The following is a 15,304-nucleotide window of genomic DNA, read 5'->3' as shown; positions in this document are numbered from 1 at the left end:
GTTGTTCATTAGTGTTCGTTTCTCTTGACGATCTTGCTGTTACGTGCGAACTTCGTCGGCATGAAACGTTCAGTGGGGTGTGGAGTACTGGCAGTAGCCATGGCCGCCGCTGTGCTGATCGCGCCGGCCGGCGCGCAGGCCCAACCAGCACAACAGGCGGACGGCGACCGGCAACTGCGGTCGCCGGAGCTGACGGTCACCGTGGGGGCGGACTTCCCACGGGTGATCAGGTACGTCGACAACGCCTCCGGGCAGGCGCTCGGCGGACAACCGGACGCGATCTCGACGGTCACGATCGACGGGGTCGCCCGCACCGCGCACCTCGTCGCGCCGGCGGCGATCAGCGACACGAAGGCGTCGTACACGCTCGGCTTCGACGCGCTGCCCGGCGTCGAGCTGGACACCAGCCTGAGCGTCGCAGGCCGGGTGACGACGTTCACGGTCGACGCGGTCCGCGACACCGCGACGACCCGCGTGCACACCATCGACATCCCCCACCAGGACCTGGTGTCGGTGGCGAGTACGGACACCGGCGCGACGACCGCGTTCACGACGCTGGATCCGGACTCGACGCGGACTGCGGACAAGATCACGCCGGTCACCGCCGACACCCCGGTGGAGACGTCCCCGACGGGTGCGGCGTACGCGTTCGTCAACACCGGCGGGCTGGCCGCGGGCATCGAGTCGAACTCGACGTACGACAAGCCGTCCGGGCCGTCGGTCGACGACGGCGCCCGGTTCTGGCACCAGGCCCGCAAGGACAGCGACGGCAGTACCCGGGTCGGCGTCTGGAGCGGCCAATGGACGTACCGCGCCGACACCTCGCCGTACACCGAGCCGCTCCCCTGGGCGAAAGTCGTGGTCACCCCAGACGCGAACAACGACAAGACCGTGGACTGGGAGGACGGCGCGATCGCGTTCCGATCGATCATGGTCGAGCCGAACGGCGGCGACCAGGTCAAGGACCGGGTGATCACACACATCCCGTTCAACTTCGCCAGCCAGGCCACGCATCCGTTCCTGCGGACGCTCGACGACGTCAAGCGGATCTCGCTGTCCACCGACGGGCTCGGTCAGATGGCGCTGCTGAAGGGATACGCGTCCGAGGGGCACGACTCGGGACACCCTGACTACGGCGGCAACTACAACCTCCGCGCCGGCGGCCTGACCGATCTGAACACGCTGCTCAAGCAGGGCAAGGCATGGAACGCGGCGTTCGGCGTGCACGTCAACGCGACCGAGTCGTACCCGGAGGCGAACGCGTTCAGCGAGGACCTGGTCGACAAGAACGCCAAGGGCTGGAACTGGCTGAACCAGAGCTACTACATCAAGCAGCGCCCGGACCTTGCCTCCGGCAACATCGTCAAGCGGTTCCAGCAGTTGCGCGACGAGACCGACAAGAACCTGCAGGAGCTGTACATCGACGTGTACTACCAGTCCGGCTGGCTCGCCGACGGCCTCACCCGGCAGCTCGCCGCGCAGGGCTGGCAGATCGCGACCGAGTGGGCCGACAAGCACGAGCGGACGTCGCTGTGGTCGCACTGGGCGAACGACCTCGACTACGGCGGCCCGACCAACAAGGGGCTGAACTCGAAGATCATCCGGTTCGTCCGGAACCACGAGAAGGACGTCTGGAACAACGACCCGATCCTCGGGCAGTCGGCCATCGTCGAGTTCGAGGGCTGGACCGGCGAGACCGACTGGAACGCGTTCTACAACAACATCTGGCAGCGCAACCTGCCGGCGAAGTTCCTGCAGCAGCAGAAGATCCTCGACTGGAACGCGGACGACATCACGTTCACGGGCGGCGTACGCGGCGCGGTCGAGAACGGGAAGCGGGCCGTGTACGTCGGGAACGCTAAGGTGCTGGACGGCGACAAGTACCTGCTGCCGTGGGACAACAACAAGAAGCTGTACCACTACAACCCGGCCGGCGGCCGGACGACCTGGCAGCTGCCGGCGGCGTTCGCCGGAGTGCAGACGTTCACGGCGTACCAGCTGAGCGACACCGGCCGCACCAAGCCGACCACCGTCCGAGCGAACCACGGCGCCATCACGGTCGACGCGATTCCGGGCAAGCCGTACGTGATCTACCCGGTGGCCGCGCCACAGCCGCGGGCGGTGAACTGGGGTGAAGGCACGCACGTGAAGGACCCTGGCTTCAACGCGGGCAACCTCGCGGCATGGAACGCGACCGGCGGGGCGAGCATCGCGACGCTGGACAACGGGCAGCACGTCGCGCAGCTCGGGAAGAAGGCTTCCGCGTTGACGCAGCGCATTACCGGGCTGTCGGCGGGACGCACGTACAGCGCGTCGGCCTGGGTGGAGGCGAACCGTCCGACCACCATCTCTGTCGACGGGGTGAAGAACGTGGTGAACCGGTCCACCGTGAAGAACATGGTGGCGGCAGACGACAAGCACGACATGTACTACCAGCGAGTGCGAGTGCTCTTCCAGGCCAAGGGAAGCACCGCGGACCTGGCCATCGGGGCAGCAGCTGGTGACGGGCAGGTGCGCCTTGACGATGTGCGCGTGGTCGAGACCGCCGCGCCTCAAGCGGCTGAGAGGTTCGAGGACGTCGACCAGGGGTGGGGCCCGTTCATCAAGGGCGACGCGGGCGGGGTCACCGATCCACGGACGGTGCTGGCCAAGAAGCATGCGCCGTACACACAGGCCGGCTGGAACGGGAAGCTGGTCGACGACGTGCTGGACGGCACCTGGTCGCTGAAGTCCCACGAAGAGAATGAGGGCCTCGTGTACCGGACCGCGCCGTGGACGGTGAACTTCCAGGCGGGGCACAAGTACAAGGTCAACTTCGACTACGAGAGTGGTCGTGCCGGGCAGTACGCGTGGGTCCAGGGCGTCGACCGGCCGGGATCCGTCGAGGTGAAGGCGACGCCGATCGGTGAGCAGCGGACGAAGGCGACGTTCGACCAGGAGTTCGTGGCCGGATGTGGCGGCGACTACTGGGTCGGGCTGCGGAAGCTCACCGACGGCGGCGACCAGACCGACTTCGTCATGGACAACTTCGCCGTGACCGATCTCGGTACGACGTCGGAGCCGGCGGACTGCACGTCCGTCGCGGTCACCGGGCTGACCGGTCTGGTGTCCGGTGAGGCGAACACCGTCACCACCACGTTCACCAACAACGATGTGGTCGCCGCTAGCAACATCACGCTCGGTCTGACGGCGCCGGACGGGTGGACCGTCACGGCAACCAGTCCGGCGACGCACGCCACGGTTGCTGCTGGTGCGACCGTTTCCACCACGTGGGACGTCACTCCGCCGGCTGGTACGCCGGAAGGAAAGTACATGCTGACGGCAACAGGTGGCCGGGCGGCGATCACCGCGGAGGCGACCGTGCTGCCGCCGGGGATCGTTCCGCAGTCACGGATCACGGTGGTGGACGTCGACAGCGAGGATGTCGCCACCGGCGGTGCGGCGACGATGGCGCTGGACGGGAACCCCAGCACCATCTGGCATTCCGCCTGGTCCCAGGTCAGTACGCCGGCCGGGTTCCCGCACTTCATGACGCTCGACCTGGGGTCGACGTACCAGGTGAACGGGTTCAGCTACCTGCCCCGGCAGAGCGGGACGAACGGGATGTTCAAGGGGTACGAGCTGTACGTGAGTGCGGACGGGCAGGACTGGGGGACGCCGGTGGCGACGGGCGAGTTCCCGGACTCGATCGCCGTCCAGCGGCTGGACTTCACCGCCAAGCCCGGCAGGTACGTGAAGTTCGTCGGCACCAGTTCACTCAACGGCGCGGTCTTCGGGTCGGCCGCCGAGTTCAACGTCTACGGCACCCACTGAACAGCACAGCGGCGCCACTTCCCGCCCCCTGGGGAAGTGGCGCCGCTGCAGGTCTCACTTGACGTAGGTGATGGAGACCGACGGGCTCGCGGTCTTCGCGGCCACGACCCGGAACTTGTTGACGCCGGCCCGGCCGCTGGCGACCCATACCGAGTACGTGCCCTTGCTGGTCACCTTCGTGGTGGCCGGGAAGTTGACCCACTTGCCGTTCTGCAGGCGCTGCACCTGGACGACGGTGTTCTTCGCGATGCCGGTGACCTTGCCGGTCAGCGGGACCTTCGCCCAGAGCGGGACGTAGGTGCCGGCGGCCTTGATCGTGATCGACTTCGCCACGGCCGGCGTGCTGACGGCCGCGACCTGGGTCGTAGCGGCGTCGGCCTGCAGGGCACCGGCGACGCCGAGACCGGCAGCGGCCAGCGCGACACCGGCGAAAGTGGCGGCGGTACGACGAACGAACTGAGTACGCATGATGACTGGATTCCCCTCGTTTTGTTGGTGTTTCAGAGGAGAAGACGCGCCGCGCGGGCGAAAGGTTGATGCGTTGTGTTACGACTCCGTCTCAGGTCCGGCGGGCAGCACGAGCCGCGCCAGGGCACCCCCGCCGGGCGCTTCGCCGAACGTGAGCTCGGCGCCGAGAACCTTCGCATGACCGGCTGCGATGGTCAGCCCGAGGCCGTGCCCGACACCGCGTTCGGCCATCCCGGAACGGAACCGGCGCGGGCCTTCGGCAATCAGTTCCTCCGGGTATCCGTTGCCGTGGTCAACCACCTCGACGGTCCGCCCGCTGACCGTCACCTCGACCGGCGGCCTGCCGTGCCGGAGCCCGTTGACGATCAGGTTCGCGAGGATCCGCTCGATCCGCCGGGAATCGGTGGACACCGTCTCGTCCGGCCCCGTGAGATGCACGATCACGTCGTCGGCCGCGAGCGCCTGCTGCATCCGCAACCGGCCGACCGCGGACCCGACGAACGCGCCGAGCCCGACCAGCTCCAGGTCCGCCTGCTCGACGCCGGAGTCGAACCGGGCGATCTCCAGCAGGTCCTCGACGAGCCGCCGCAGTACCTTCGCCCGGTCCCGGACCAGCTCACTCGGCCGCCCCGGTGGCAGCAACTCGGCCGCGGTGGTCAGGCCGGTGACCGGCGTCCGCAGATCATGAGCCACGTCCGCGGTGAACCGCCGTTCCGCCTCCAACTGACCACGCAGTGAGCTGGCCATCGTGTCCAGCGCCGTCGCCAGCGACTGCACCTCGTCCTTGCCCTTGCCAACGGCCTCGGCCGCGGACGCGTCGAGGTCGCCCGCCGCGATCCGCCGCGCCGTACCGGCGACCGCGACGATCCTCTTCGACAGGCTGCCCGCGAGGATCACGCTGACCAGCGCGACCAGCGCGACCGTGCCGATACCGCCGAGGATCAGCGCCTGCTGGAGCGCCTGCATCGAGTCGTCGGTGTTGTCGTAGTCCTGCTCGATCGACAGCACCTTGCCGTCCTTGACCGCGACCGCCGCCCACATCTTGGCGTGCGGCGACCCGGTCTTGAACGTCGCCCGCTTCCCGGACAGCACCGCGTCCCGCAGCTGCGGCGGCAGATCCGGATCGTCGAGCTTCGCCCCGAACACCGGTACGTCGTTGGTGTCGTAGCTCTGCGCCGCGAGCTGGATCCGCTCGTCCGCGAAGCTGCGCGTCCGGTCCAGCCGGGCCGACTGGGCCTGGGTGTAGACCGCGATACACAGCACCAGGATCGCGAGCGACGAGACCAGCAGGAAGATGAGACCGAGCTTGCCGCGCAGTCCCATCAGCTAGGTCCCATCCGCTACGCCCGGAGCTTGTACCCGAAGCCGCGGACGGTTTCGATGCGGTCGGCACCGATCTTGGTCCGCAACCGCTGCAGGTGTACGTCGACCAGCCGGCCGTCGCCGCCCCATTCGTAGTCCCAGACGCGCTGCAGCAACGTCGAGCGGCTGAGCACCACGCCCGGGTTGTTCGCGAACTCGATCAGCAGCTTGAGCTCGGTCGGCGTCAGCTGGACGGTCGCGCCGCCACGGCGTACCTCCAGAGCCTCCCGGTCCAGCTCGAGGTCGCCGAACGACTCGACGCCGGAACCGGCCGCCGGTGCCGGGCGCTCCGGATCGGAGACCGCGCGCCGCATCACCGCCCGCAGCCGGGCCACCAGCACCTGGGTGTCGAACGGTTTGGTCACGTAGTCGTCCGCGCCGGCCTCCAGGCCGAGGACGACGTCGAGCGCGTCGCCGCGCGCGGACACCATCACGATCGGGACCGTGCTGGTCTCGCGGATCCGCCGGCACACCGAGATCCCGTCCAGCCCGGGCAGCATGATGTCCAGCATCACGACGTCCGGGTGGATCTTCTCGAATCGCTCGATCGCTTCCAGGCCGTCTTCGGCCGTGGTCACGTCGTAGCCGTGCCGCTCGAGGGTCAACTGGGTCGCCTCACGGATCACCGCGTCGTCCTCAACCATGAGAATGCGCGCTGCCGGTTCTTCCGGTACCACCGAACTTCAGTCTCCCTACTGGTCCGTCGAGCTCACCTTGATCATCTGCCGACCGTTCCAACGGTAGACCTCGACCCGGCGACCCGACGGGCAGCAGACCGGGTCGTTGATCGTGAAGATCTTCGACTCGACCACCAGGTCCCCCTGGGGGCTGGCGTTCACGGTCGGCTGCTCGACATCCAGGTTCCAGATCGGCCGCGGGCCCGAGGGCTCGACGGCGATCAGGAAGATACCGAAGACGAACTTGTCCAGGGTGTGGATCAGGACGATCTGCTGAGGTGTACCGCTGTGCAATACATCAACGGTCTTACCCCTGCTGAGGCAACGCGAAATCACCGTGCAATTCGAAAGCACTGTCCGGTCGTACCCGGACAGGCGCTTGTCGGCGAGCAGCCGGGACCGGACTTTGTACAGGTCAACGGCCACTTCCGGGGTCCGCACCGGGTGCGGCGAGGGGGTCCCGGAGCCGATCTCGACCGACGGCGTCGGGGTGTCCGGCGGTGACTCGGGGCCCTCGACCCGCAGTCCGCCGCCGTTCCCGCAGCCGGCGAGCACGCACGTCGCGACCACGGCGGCGACAGCCGGGAGTACGGTACGGCGCCACCAACCCATCGGGCGCCTCCTACCCAGCATCCGGTCCTCCGCGAGTTCGAGCTTCCTATGCTCCAGTCCCGACGTCACATTCGATGGCCGTGGACGTCGAACGGGTTCGGCAGTTGTGTTGCGGTTACGTCACAGCGTCAGCCGGCCACGATCTTGCCCGGGTTCAGCAGGTTCTTCGGGTCCAGCGCGCTCTTGATCGCCCGGTGGACGTCGAGCGCGACCGGGCCGATCTCCTCGGCCAGCCAGGTCCGCTTCAGGACGCCGACGCCGTGCTCGCCGGTGATCGTGCCACCGAGCTCGAGGCCGATCGCCATCACCTGCTCGAACGCCTGCTGCGCCCGCTCGGCCTGCGCCGGGTCGGCCTGGTCGAACACCACCGTCGGGTGCATGTTCCCGTCACCGGCGTGCCCGAGGACGCCGATCGTGATGTCCAGCTCCGCGGACAGTTGCTCCAGCCGGCCGATGAACTCCGCCAGCCTGGACCGCGGTACCGCGACGTCGTCGATCATCGTCGTACCGAGTTGCTCCAAGGCGGTCAGCGCCACCCGGCGGCCCTCGAGCAGCAGCTCGCCCTCCGCGTCGTCCTCGGCCTCGATGCATTCCAGCGCGCCCTGGTCGCGGCAGAGCTTCGCTACCGCGGCGACGTCGGCCGCACCCGCCTCGCCGCCCGCGTCGGACTGCGCGATCAGCATCGCGCCGGCCTCCTCGGGCAGGTCCATCCGCTTGTACTTGTTCACTGCCTGGATCGTGGTCCGGTCCATGATCTCCAGCAGGCTCAGCGAGACGCCGCTGCGGATGATCTCCAGGATCGCGTTCCCGGCCTCGACGCCGTCGGCGAACAGTGCGGCCATCGTCCGCGGCTTGGCGGCCGCCGGGCGGAGCATCAGGGTCGCCTCGGTGATGATGCCGAGGGTGCCCTCGCTGCCGACGATCAGCTTGGCCAGGTCGTACCCGGCCACGCCCTTCACGGTCTTCCGGCCGGTCCGCAGCACCCGGCCGTCGGCGAGCACGACCTCGAGGCCGAGCACGTAGTCCGTGGTCACGCCGTACTTCACGCAGCACAGGCCGCCCGAGTTCGTGGACAGGTTGCCGCCGATCGAGCAGAACTCCCAGCTGGACGGGTCCGGCGGGTAGAACAGTCCGTGCTCGGCGACCGCCCGGGACAGGACGGCGTTGTAGACGCCCGGCTGGGTGACGACGTACCGGTCGACCGGCTCGATCGCCAGGATCCGGTCCATCTTCTCCAGCGAGATCACGATGCACCCGTCCAGGGCGTTGGCGGCGCCGGACAGGCCGGACCGCGCCCCCTGCGGGACGATCGGTACGCCGGCCTCGTGCGCGACCCGCACCGCCGCCTGCACGTGCGCGGTCTCCCGGGCCAGCACCACCGCCAGCGGCATCCCGGCCGGGCAGAACATCGCCCGGTCGTACCGGTAGCTCTCCATCCGGTCCGGATCGGTCACCAACGCCTCGGGCGGCAGCACCTGACGCAGCTGCTCGACAACCTCACTCATACCGCCGAGCCTAATAACTACTGCGCGGTACTGCTCACCCGGAGCGCGCTCAGACGCTCTCCTGGTCTCAGCGGGTGCGTTTGGTGGCGTTTTCCGAGATCTCCTGGTAGCCGCCGCCGTAGTTGTGGTACTCGCGGCCGATCGCGGTGAACGTGATGCTTCCGCTGGTGGCCTTCACCTTCGGCGTCCGGCAGGTGCGCTGGCCCTGGATGACGGCACCGTTGCCCCCGCTGCTGTCGCAGCTGAGCACCCGGCCGTTGTTACCGCCGCCGGACTGCACCAGGAAGGCGTTGGCCTTGGCGTTCGCCACCACCGGCGACGCCATGGTGATCTCGGCCCAGTACTGCGAACAACTGTCCCGGACAAGCCGGATCGTGCCCCAGCTCGGCGGCTGGTGATTTCGCAGCATCGGCGCCGACGCGATGGATGTCGCGCCGGAGCAACTGGCGGCGTTGACCGCCGCGGCCGGCATCGCGGAGAGGGCGATCGCGCCCACCCCCACACCGGCGGTGCTGAGCAGCAGGCCCAGTGTCTTCATGACGAAACCCTTCCTGAGCACACGCCCCGACGCGCACTCAGGAAGGCACACTACGCGAACAGAGCCTGCCCGGACAGTCATTCCGGTAATCGGACGGCGACACGCCGTGTCCAGTTGCCAGCAGCAAGGTTTTGATCGTTCACAGGTTGCCGCGGCGCTCCTGTTCGCGCTCGATCGCTTCGAACAGCGCCTTGAAGTTGCCCTTGCCGAAGCCCAGCGAACCGTGCCGCTCGATCAGCTCGTAGAACACCGTCGGGCGGTCGCCGATCGGCGCGGTGAAGATCTGCAGCAGGTAGCCGTCCTCGTCCCGGTCGACCAGGATGCCGCGCGACTGCAGTTCCTCGATCGGCACCCGGACCTCGCCGATCCGGGCCCGCAGCTCCGGGTCCTCGTAGTACGAGTCGGGGGTGTTCAGGAACTCCACGCCGTTCGCCCGCATGATGTCGACGGTGCGCAGGATGTCGTTGGTGGCGAGCGCGATGTGCTGCGCCCCGGCGCCGTCGTAGAACTCGAGGAACTCGTCGATCTGGGACTTCTTCTTCGCCACCGCCGGCTCGTTCAGCGGGAACTTCACCCGGTGGTTGCCGTTGGCGACGACCTTGCTCATCAGCGCCGAGTAGTCGGTGGCGATGTCGTCGCCGATGAACTCCGCCATGTTCACGAAGCCCATCACCTTGTTGTAGAACGCCACCCACTCGTCCATCCGGCCGAGCTCGACGTTGCCGACCACGTGGTCGACGGCCTGGAAGAGGCGCTTCGGGTGGTCCGCGGGGCGCTGTACCTGGGTCTGCGCGGCGACGAAGCCCGGGAGGTACGGTCCGTCGTACCTGCTGCGGTCGATCAGCGTGTGCCGGGTGTCGCCGTACGCCGCGATCGCCGCGCGCCGGACCGTGCCGTGCTCGTCGGTGACGTCGTTCGGCTCCTCGAGGACGACCGCGCCGACCTTGCGGGCGTGCGCGATGCACTTGTCCACGTCCGGGACCTCGAGGGCGATGTCCGCGACGCCGTCGCCGTGCTTGCGGTGGTGGTCGAGCAGGGCGCTCCGCGGGCCGACGCCGCCGGAGATCACGAAGCGCGCGGAGCCGGACTTCAGGACGTACGACTTCGCGTCCTTGCTGCCGGTCTCCGGGCCGGAGTACGCGACCAGGTCCATGCCGAAGCCGAGCTGGTACCACTTCGCGGTCTGGGTCGCGTTGCCGACCACGAACACCACGGCGTCCATCGCGGTGACCGGGAACGGGTCGGTGCTCTCGTCGTACGGCACCAGGCCGACGAGCTGCTTCAGCTGGTCGAGGTCGAGATCGGCGTCGAGCTCTGCAGGGGTGAGGTCGGTGCTGGTCATCGGTGCTCCTCCGGGTCTCGGATCGGTAGACCGAGCCTTGTGCGCGGAGGGCAGGTTGCGCAACACTTCCCTGTTCCAGTAGGCAGGTTGACCAGTCTCTTCTGGACATGGCTAGGCTATTTGGTCAGTCTGACTATCAGTGGAGGATTCGTATGTCCGTCGACGCGCTGGATGCCCGGATCCTCAAGCTGTTCGCCGCCGAACCGCGGGTCGGCGTACTGGAGGCGTCACGGCGCCTAGGGGTCGCCCGAGGCACCGTCCAGGCTCGGTTGGACCGGCTGCAGCGCGACGGGGTGGTGCGAGGCTGGGGCCCCGACATCGACACCGCCGCGATCGGCTATCCGGTGACGGCGTTCGCCACACTCCAGATCGAGCAGGGCTCAGGTCACACCACCGTCGCCGAAGCGCTGGCCCGCATCCCGGAGGTCCTGGAAGTCCACACCATCACCGGCGCCGAGGACCTCTGGTGCCGCATCGTCGCCCGCTCCAACGCCGACCTCCAACGCGTGATCGACCAGGTCGTCATCGTCCGGGGCATCCAAAGAGCGTCGACGGTGATCGCCCTGGCCGAGCAGATCCCGCACCGGGTACTGCCGCTGGTCGAGGCGGCGACGCGGACCTCCGCCACTCACTAGCCGGCCGTCCGGGCGCTGCCCAGGCGGCCGAAGCGCACGAGGTTGGCGGGCGTCCGTCTTCAGGCGAGACGTTTGGCGACTTCGACGGCGGCGCGGGCCACCCGCGGGCCGACGAAGTCGCGGTCGAGTTTGCCCAGGACCACGACACCTATCGAGGCCTCCACCCCGGGGACGCCGAGGACTGGGGAGGAGACGCCTTGGGCGCCGGCCTGCAGTTCGCCGGCGGTGATGACGAAGGGGCGGCCGGCGGGGTCGGGCTTGCGGCGGCCGGCGAGGATCGCCTTACCGGCCGCACCTTGGTCGAGCGCGTGCCGGGAGCCCATCCGATAGGACACGTGGTAGTCGGTCCAGCTCGGCTCGACCACCGCGATCGCCAGCGCCTCCTCGCCGTCGGCGACGGTCAGATGCGCGGTGGCGCCGGTGTCCTCCGCCAGCGAACGCAGTACCGGAAGGGCGGCGTCGCGGAGCGTGGGCTGCACGCGCCGGCTGTAGTGCAGTACGGCGAGGCCGAGCCGGGCCCGTCCCTCGCTGTCCCGGCGCACCAGCCGGTGCAGTTCCAGCGTGTTCACCAGGCGGTACACCACCGTCCGGCTGACTCCCAGCGCTGCCGCGAGCTCGGTGATGGACAGCCCGTCCGGGGCGTCCGCCAGCAACTCGAGGACGGTGAGTCCCCGGTCGAGCGTCTGCGAGGTCTCGGCTGGCACCCGGTAAGCGTATCCGCTATTCGGGCGCGGACCGATGGGCCCGTATCTTGCTGCCGTGCGAAATTACTGGTCGCTGCTCCCCGCTGTGCTCGTGATCGTGGTCCTGATACTGGTCTATGCCGTTCCAACCATCATCAACCCGCAGTGGACGAGCTCGATCATGGCGCTGTTCCGCACCGCCCCGCTGCCCGACCACCCGACCTCGGAGGAGTCCCGCCGGGCGGCCGGCGTCCTCGGTCCGCGGCAGCTGCGGTCCCGCCGGATGCTGGCGATCGCGATGGTGCTCGGCGCGATCGCACTGATCGGCTTCAACATCTTCTCGCTGAACCGCGAGGCGGTCGGCTGCTACAAGGCGGCCCGGGCGTTCGGCGCGATCGACGGCCCTGACGCCAAGGACCCGTGCTACGACATGATCTACGGCACGTTCCTCAGCGACGGCACCGGATACTCGGACGAGAAGAACCCGCAGCCGGTGCAGTACTACCAACTGGTGAAGGGCAAGCGGCCGAAGTACCTGAAGTGGATCCAGAACGCCCCGAAGTACGACGAGGCCGACCTGGTGATCGGCAGCCGCGGCAAGTGCGATTCGGACCTGCGCGTCGAGCAGGAGGACACCCAGATCAAGGTGTACCTCGACAGCGACGTACCGTGCCCGCCGGACAGCAACATCTCGGTGACCCCGATCAAGCTGAAGAAACCCCTCGGCGACCGCAAGCTGGTCACGGTCGGCGGCAAGGAGATGACCGCGATCAACCCGGACATGGACTCCTGGTTCACGGTGCTGAAGAAGCTCGCCACCGGCGGCTAGGCCGTCTCAGCTCAGCGCCCGGGTCCGCGCGTCGTACACCCGGAACGGACGGTTCCGGGCGAGCAGGATCAGCAGCCCGGTGACGCAGACCGCGGCGCCGCCGAGCAGCGCGACGGTCGGGCTGGTCAGCGAGGACGTCGTGCCGACCACGAAGTCCCCGAGCCGCGGCCCGCCCGCGACCACCACGATGAACACACCCTGCAGCCGTCCGCGCATCGCGTCCGGCGCCGCGGACTGCAGCACGGTGTTCCGGTACGCCGAACTCACCATGTCGGCCGCCCCGGACATCGCCAGCAGGGCGACGCCCAGCCAGATCGTCCGGGACAGCCCGAACAGCCCGACGGCCGCGGCGTACGCCGTGATCGCGAGCACGATCGCGACACCCTGACGGCGGACGCGGGTCACCCACCCGGAGAACAGCACGCCGATCAGGGCCCCGATCGCCGGCGCGGCCTGCAGTACGCCGACGGTCCGCACGCCGCCGCCGAAGAACGCCCCGGCCACCGCCGGGAACAGCGCCCGCGGCTGCGCGAACACCATCGCGAGGATGTCCGCGAGGAAGGTCGCCAGCAGCGCCGGGGCCGCGCGCAGGAACGTGAACCCCTCGAGCACCGACCGCAGCCCGGCCCGCCGGACCTCGCCGGTCGGCGGGACCGGAGGCAGCCGGAACAGCGCGTACAGCGCCGCGGTGAAGGTCACGACATCAACCAGGTAGGCCGCGGCGAATCCCTGCCAGGCGATCACCGCGGCACCGAGCAGCGGCCCGGCGGTGAAGCCCAGGTTGAACGCGGCCTGGCTGAGCGTGTTCGCGGCCGGCAGCAGTTCCGGCCGGATCAGTCGCGGGATGATCGCGGACCGGGCCGGGTTGTTCACCGCGAAGCACGCCGACTGGCAGGCGACCACGCCGTACAGGACTCCCACCTGTCCCCAGTCGAGGTGCGACTGCAGGACCAGCACCATCGACAGCAGCCACAGCCCGGTCGACGAGACGAGCGCGAGCGTACGGCGGTCGATCGCGTCGGCCATCGCACCGCCGTACAGCCCGAAGACGATCAGCGGGACCAGCGAGCAGAGCCCGACCAGCCCGACCGCGAACGTCGAGTGGGTCAGCGCGTACACCTGGATCGAGACCGTGACCGCGGTCATCTGCTGACCGAGCTGGGACACCGTCGACCCGATCCACAGCCGCCGGAAGTCGGCGGACTCACGCAGCGGGCGGATGTCGGTGAGCAGACGCACGCAGACAACTTATGTCACGTCATGGAAATTCAAACCGCCGGGAAGAGCTCGTGATCGAGCGGCGCGCCGACGGTCAGGCCGAGGCCGTCGGTGACGACGTGACCGGCGCCGGTGTACGTCGCCTCCGCGTCGATGTAGATGTTCACGTGCGCGATCCGCGGGTCGTCGGTGAAGTTCGGCGTCGCGGAGTGCGCCAGGTACGCGTTGTGGAAGGTGCAGTCGCCCGCCTGCAGCGGGATCGTCAGCCGTTGCTCCCAGCGCAGGTCGGGCGCCGCGCGGAACATGTCGTCGCGGTCGGACAGGTCCTGGCTGCGCAGGTCCTGGTGGTTCTGCGAGCCGGGGATGAACGTCATGCAGCCGCGCTCCACCGGTACGTCGACGAGCGCGACCCAGGCGGACAACGAGGCGCGGGAGCCGGCGTGCGGCCAGTACGGCGCGTCCTGGTGGAACTCGGTCGCGGCGCCGTTGTGCGGGGGTTTGATCAGCAGCTGGTCGTGCCAGATCCGGACCGGCACGCCGGCCAGCGTGGTCGCGGCGGCGGCGAGCCGCGGGTCGAGGGTGAGTTCCTTGAGTACGTCGTTCCGCCGCCAGACGTTGACGTACTGGTTGAAGATCTTCGACTCCTTGAACAGGTCCTCGGCCCCGCCGGTCCACTCGGTCGCCGCGGCCGCGAACCGGGCGGCCTCGTCGCGGCCGATGATGTTCCGGATCCGGACGACGCCGTCCCGGCGATAGGCGGAAATCGTCTCGTCGTCGAGGGTGGCTGGTGCCGTAGGGTCGGTGGTGGTCATCGGTCTGCTCCTCGGATTCCGTCGTACTGGAAGGTGATTCCAGGGTCGCGGCACGAAGGCTGCGGGGACAGGATGTGGTTGACCTCGGGTTGACGGAAATTCACCTCCTTGGGAGCGGCTGTGCACAACGTGCTGAGCAGTGAGGTGTTCCCGGATCCGCGGCTGCCGGTCGCGGGTGAGCGGATCGAGCTGGTTGCGGATGTGGCTGTGCACAGTCACGCGTTCTTCGAGATCGCGGTGGTGGTCGCTGGGCGCGGGAGGCACGTGTCCGCGGCGGGTGAGGTGGAGTTGTCGCCGGACTCGGTGGTGGTGATCCGGCCGGGTGAGTGGCACGGGTATGCCGAATGCGCCGGATTGGTCGTGCGCAACGCCTACCTGGGACCGGATGTGTTCGGGTTGCTGTCCGGAGCGCTGGTGCCGGGAGGTGCTGGACTGGTCGGCGCTGGGCTGGCCGGGGCGGGACGGGCGGTAGGCCCCGCGGTGCACCCGGCGGTGCAGCATGCGATGCGGGTGCTCGAGGCTGACCTGGCCGAGCCGTGGACACTCGAGCAGCTGGGCGCCCGGGTCAACCTCGCTCCCGGGTACTTGATCCGGGTGTTCGGGAAGGCCGTCGGGATGTCGCCGATGGCCTACCTCAACCGCATCCGCGCCGAGCGCGCAGCCGGCCTGCTGATCGAGACCGAACTCCCCGTCGCCACCATTGGCGCACTGGTCGGCTGGCATGACCCGAGCCACGCAACGCGAAGATTTCGCTCGACATTCGACCTCAGCCCCTCCCAGTACCGATCCGCTTTCAGGCCGTAAGCAAAG

Annotated in this window: 14 protein-coding genes; 4 read left to right on the top strand and 10 right to left on the bottom strand. The window is 68.6% G+C overall.

Annotated elements, in window-relative coordinates:
* The first annotated feature begins 60 nt into the window (after positions 1–60).
* Positions 61–3,813 carry an endo-alpha-N-acetylgalactosaminidase family protein gene (locus AB0M51_RS36180; RefSeq protein WP_363752714.1) on the top strand — a complete coding sequence of 1,251 codons (3,753 nt, stop codon included), beginning with the start codon at positions 61–63 and terminating at the stop codon, positions 3,811–3,813.
* Positions 3,814–3,867: 54 nt separating this feature from the next.
* Here the strand turns inward: AB0M51_RS36180 and AB0M51_RS36175 are convergent, their stop codons facing one another.
* The 7 genes from AB0M51_RS36175 to hppD form a co-directional block, all read right to left on the bottom strand.
* On the bottom strand, positions 3,868–4,281 hold the full coding sequence (locus AB0M51_RS36175; protein ID WP_344198415.1) for a hypothetical protein: 414 nt from the start codon (positions 4,279–4,281) through the stop codon (positions 3,868–3,870).
* 78 nt (positions 4,282–4,359) lie between these two features.
* On the bottom strand, positions 4,360–5,604 hold the full coding sequence (locus AB0M51_RS36170) for a HAMP domain-containing sensor histidine kinase (protein ID WP_344198417.1): 1,245 nt from the start codon (positions 5,602–5,604) through the stop codon (positions 4,360–4,362).
* A gap of 17 nt (positions 5,605–5,621) precedes the next feature.
* Positions 5,622–6,287, bottom strand: coding sequence for a two-component system response regulator CseB (cseB, locus tag AB0M51_RS36165; protein ID WP_185759410.1), 666 nt, complete (start codon positions 6,285–6,287; stop codon positions 5,622–5,624).
* A 48-nt stretch (positions 6,288–6,335) separates the two neighbouring features.
* Entirely contained in the window at positions 6,336–6,932 is a 597-nt protein-coding gene (locus AB0M51_RS36160; RefSeq protein ID WP_344198419.1) for a hypothetical protein, read from the bottom strand.
* 128 nt (positions 6,933–7,060) lie between these two features.
* The gene (locus tag AB0M51_RS36155; protein WP_344198421.1) at positions 7,061–8,437 is read right to left on the bottom strand and encodes an FAD-linked oxidase C-terminal domain-containing protein; all 1,377 of its coding nucleotides are present in this window, start codon (positions 8,435–8,437) and stop codon (positions 7,061–7,063) included.
* 67 nt (positions 8,438–8,504) lie between these two features.
* Positions 8,505–8,975, bottom strand: a complete 471-nt coding sequence (locus AB0M51_RS36150; RefSeq protein ID WP_344198422.1) for a hypothetical protein — start codon at positions 8,973–8,975, stop codon at positions 8,505–8,507.
* Positions 8,976–9,114: 139 nt separating this feature from the next.
* Entirely contained in the window at positions 9,115–10,317 is a 1,203-nt protein-coding gene (hppD, locus tag AB0M51_RS36145; RefSeq protein WP_344198424.1) for a 4-hydroxyphenylpyruvate dioxygenase, read from the bottom strand.
* 152 nt (positions 10,318–10,469) lie between these two features.
* Between hppD and AB0M51_RS36140 the strand changes: the two genes are divergently transcribed.
* Positions 10,470–10,952 carry an Lrp/AsnC family transcriptional regulator gene (locus AB0M51_RS36140; RefSeq protein ID WP_344198426.1) on the top strand — a complete coding sequence of 161 codons (483 nt, stop codon included), beginning with the start codon at positions 10,470–10,472 and terminating at the stop codon, positions 10,950–10,952.
* A 59-nt stretch (positions 10,953–11,011) separates the two neighbouring features.
* On the opposite strand, the gene AB0M51_RS36135 is transcribed toward AB0M51_RS36140, so the two are convergent.
* On the bottom strand, positions 11,012–11,656 hold the full coding sequence (locus AB0M51_RS36135) for a helix-turn-helix domain-containing protein (RefSeq protein WP_344198428.1): 645 nt from the start codon (positions 11,654–11,656) through the stop codon (positions 11,012–11,014).
* A gap of 55 nt (positions 11,657–11,711) precedes the next feature.
* On the opposite strand from AB0M51_RS36135, the gene AB0M51_RS36130 reads away from it, so the two are divergent.
* Positions 11,712–12,464: a hypothetical protein gene (locus tag AB0M51_RS36130; RefSeq protein WP_344198431.1), complete on the top strand. Its 753-nt coding sequence runs from the start codon at positions 11,712–11,714 to the stop codon at positions 12,462–12,464.
* A gap of 6 nt (positions 12,465–12,470) precedes the next feature.
* Here AB0M51_RS36130 and AB0M51_RS36125 read toward each other — a convergent pair whose 3' ends face one another.
* Both AB0M51_RS36125 and AB0M51_RS36120 read right to left on the bottom strand, forming a co-directional pair.
* Positions 12,471–13,703 carry an MFS transporter gene (locus AB0M51_RS36125; RefSeq protein WP_344198433.1) on the bottom strand — a complete coding sequence of 411 codons (1,233 nt, stop codon included), beginning with the start codon at positions 13,701–13,703 and terminating at the stop codon, positions 12,471–12,473.
* 29 nt (positions 13,704–13,732) lie between these two features.
* On the bottom strand, positions 13,733–14,494 hold the full coding sequence (locus AB0M51_RS36120) for a phytanoyl-CoA dioxygenase family protein (RefSeq protein WP_344198435.1): 762 nt from the start codon (positions 14,492–14,494) through the stop codon (positions 13,733–13,735).
* Between the two features lie 120 nt (positions 14,495–14,614).
* Between AB0M51_RS36120 and AB0M51_RS36115 the strand changes: the two genes are divergently transcribed.
* On the top strand, positions 14,615–15,298 hold the full coding sequence (locus AB0M51_RS36115; RefSeq protein ID WP_344198437.1) for an AraC family transcriptional regulator: 684 nt from the start codon (positions 14,615–14,617) through the stop codon (positions 15,296–15,298).
* Positions 15,299–15,304: the final 6 nt, after the last annotated feature.

Source organism: Kribbella sp. NPDC051137 (assembly GCF_040682535.1).
GTDB lineage: Bacteria > Actinomycetota > Actinomycetes > Propionibacteriales > Kribbellaceae > Kribbella > Kribbella karoonensis.
Note: the sequence above shows the minus strand (reverse complement) of the source record. Positions and strands in the feature narration are given on the sequence as shown.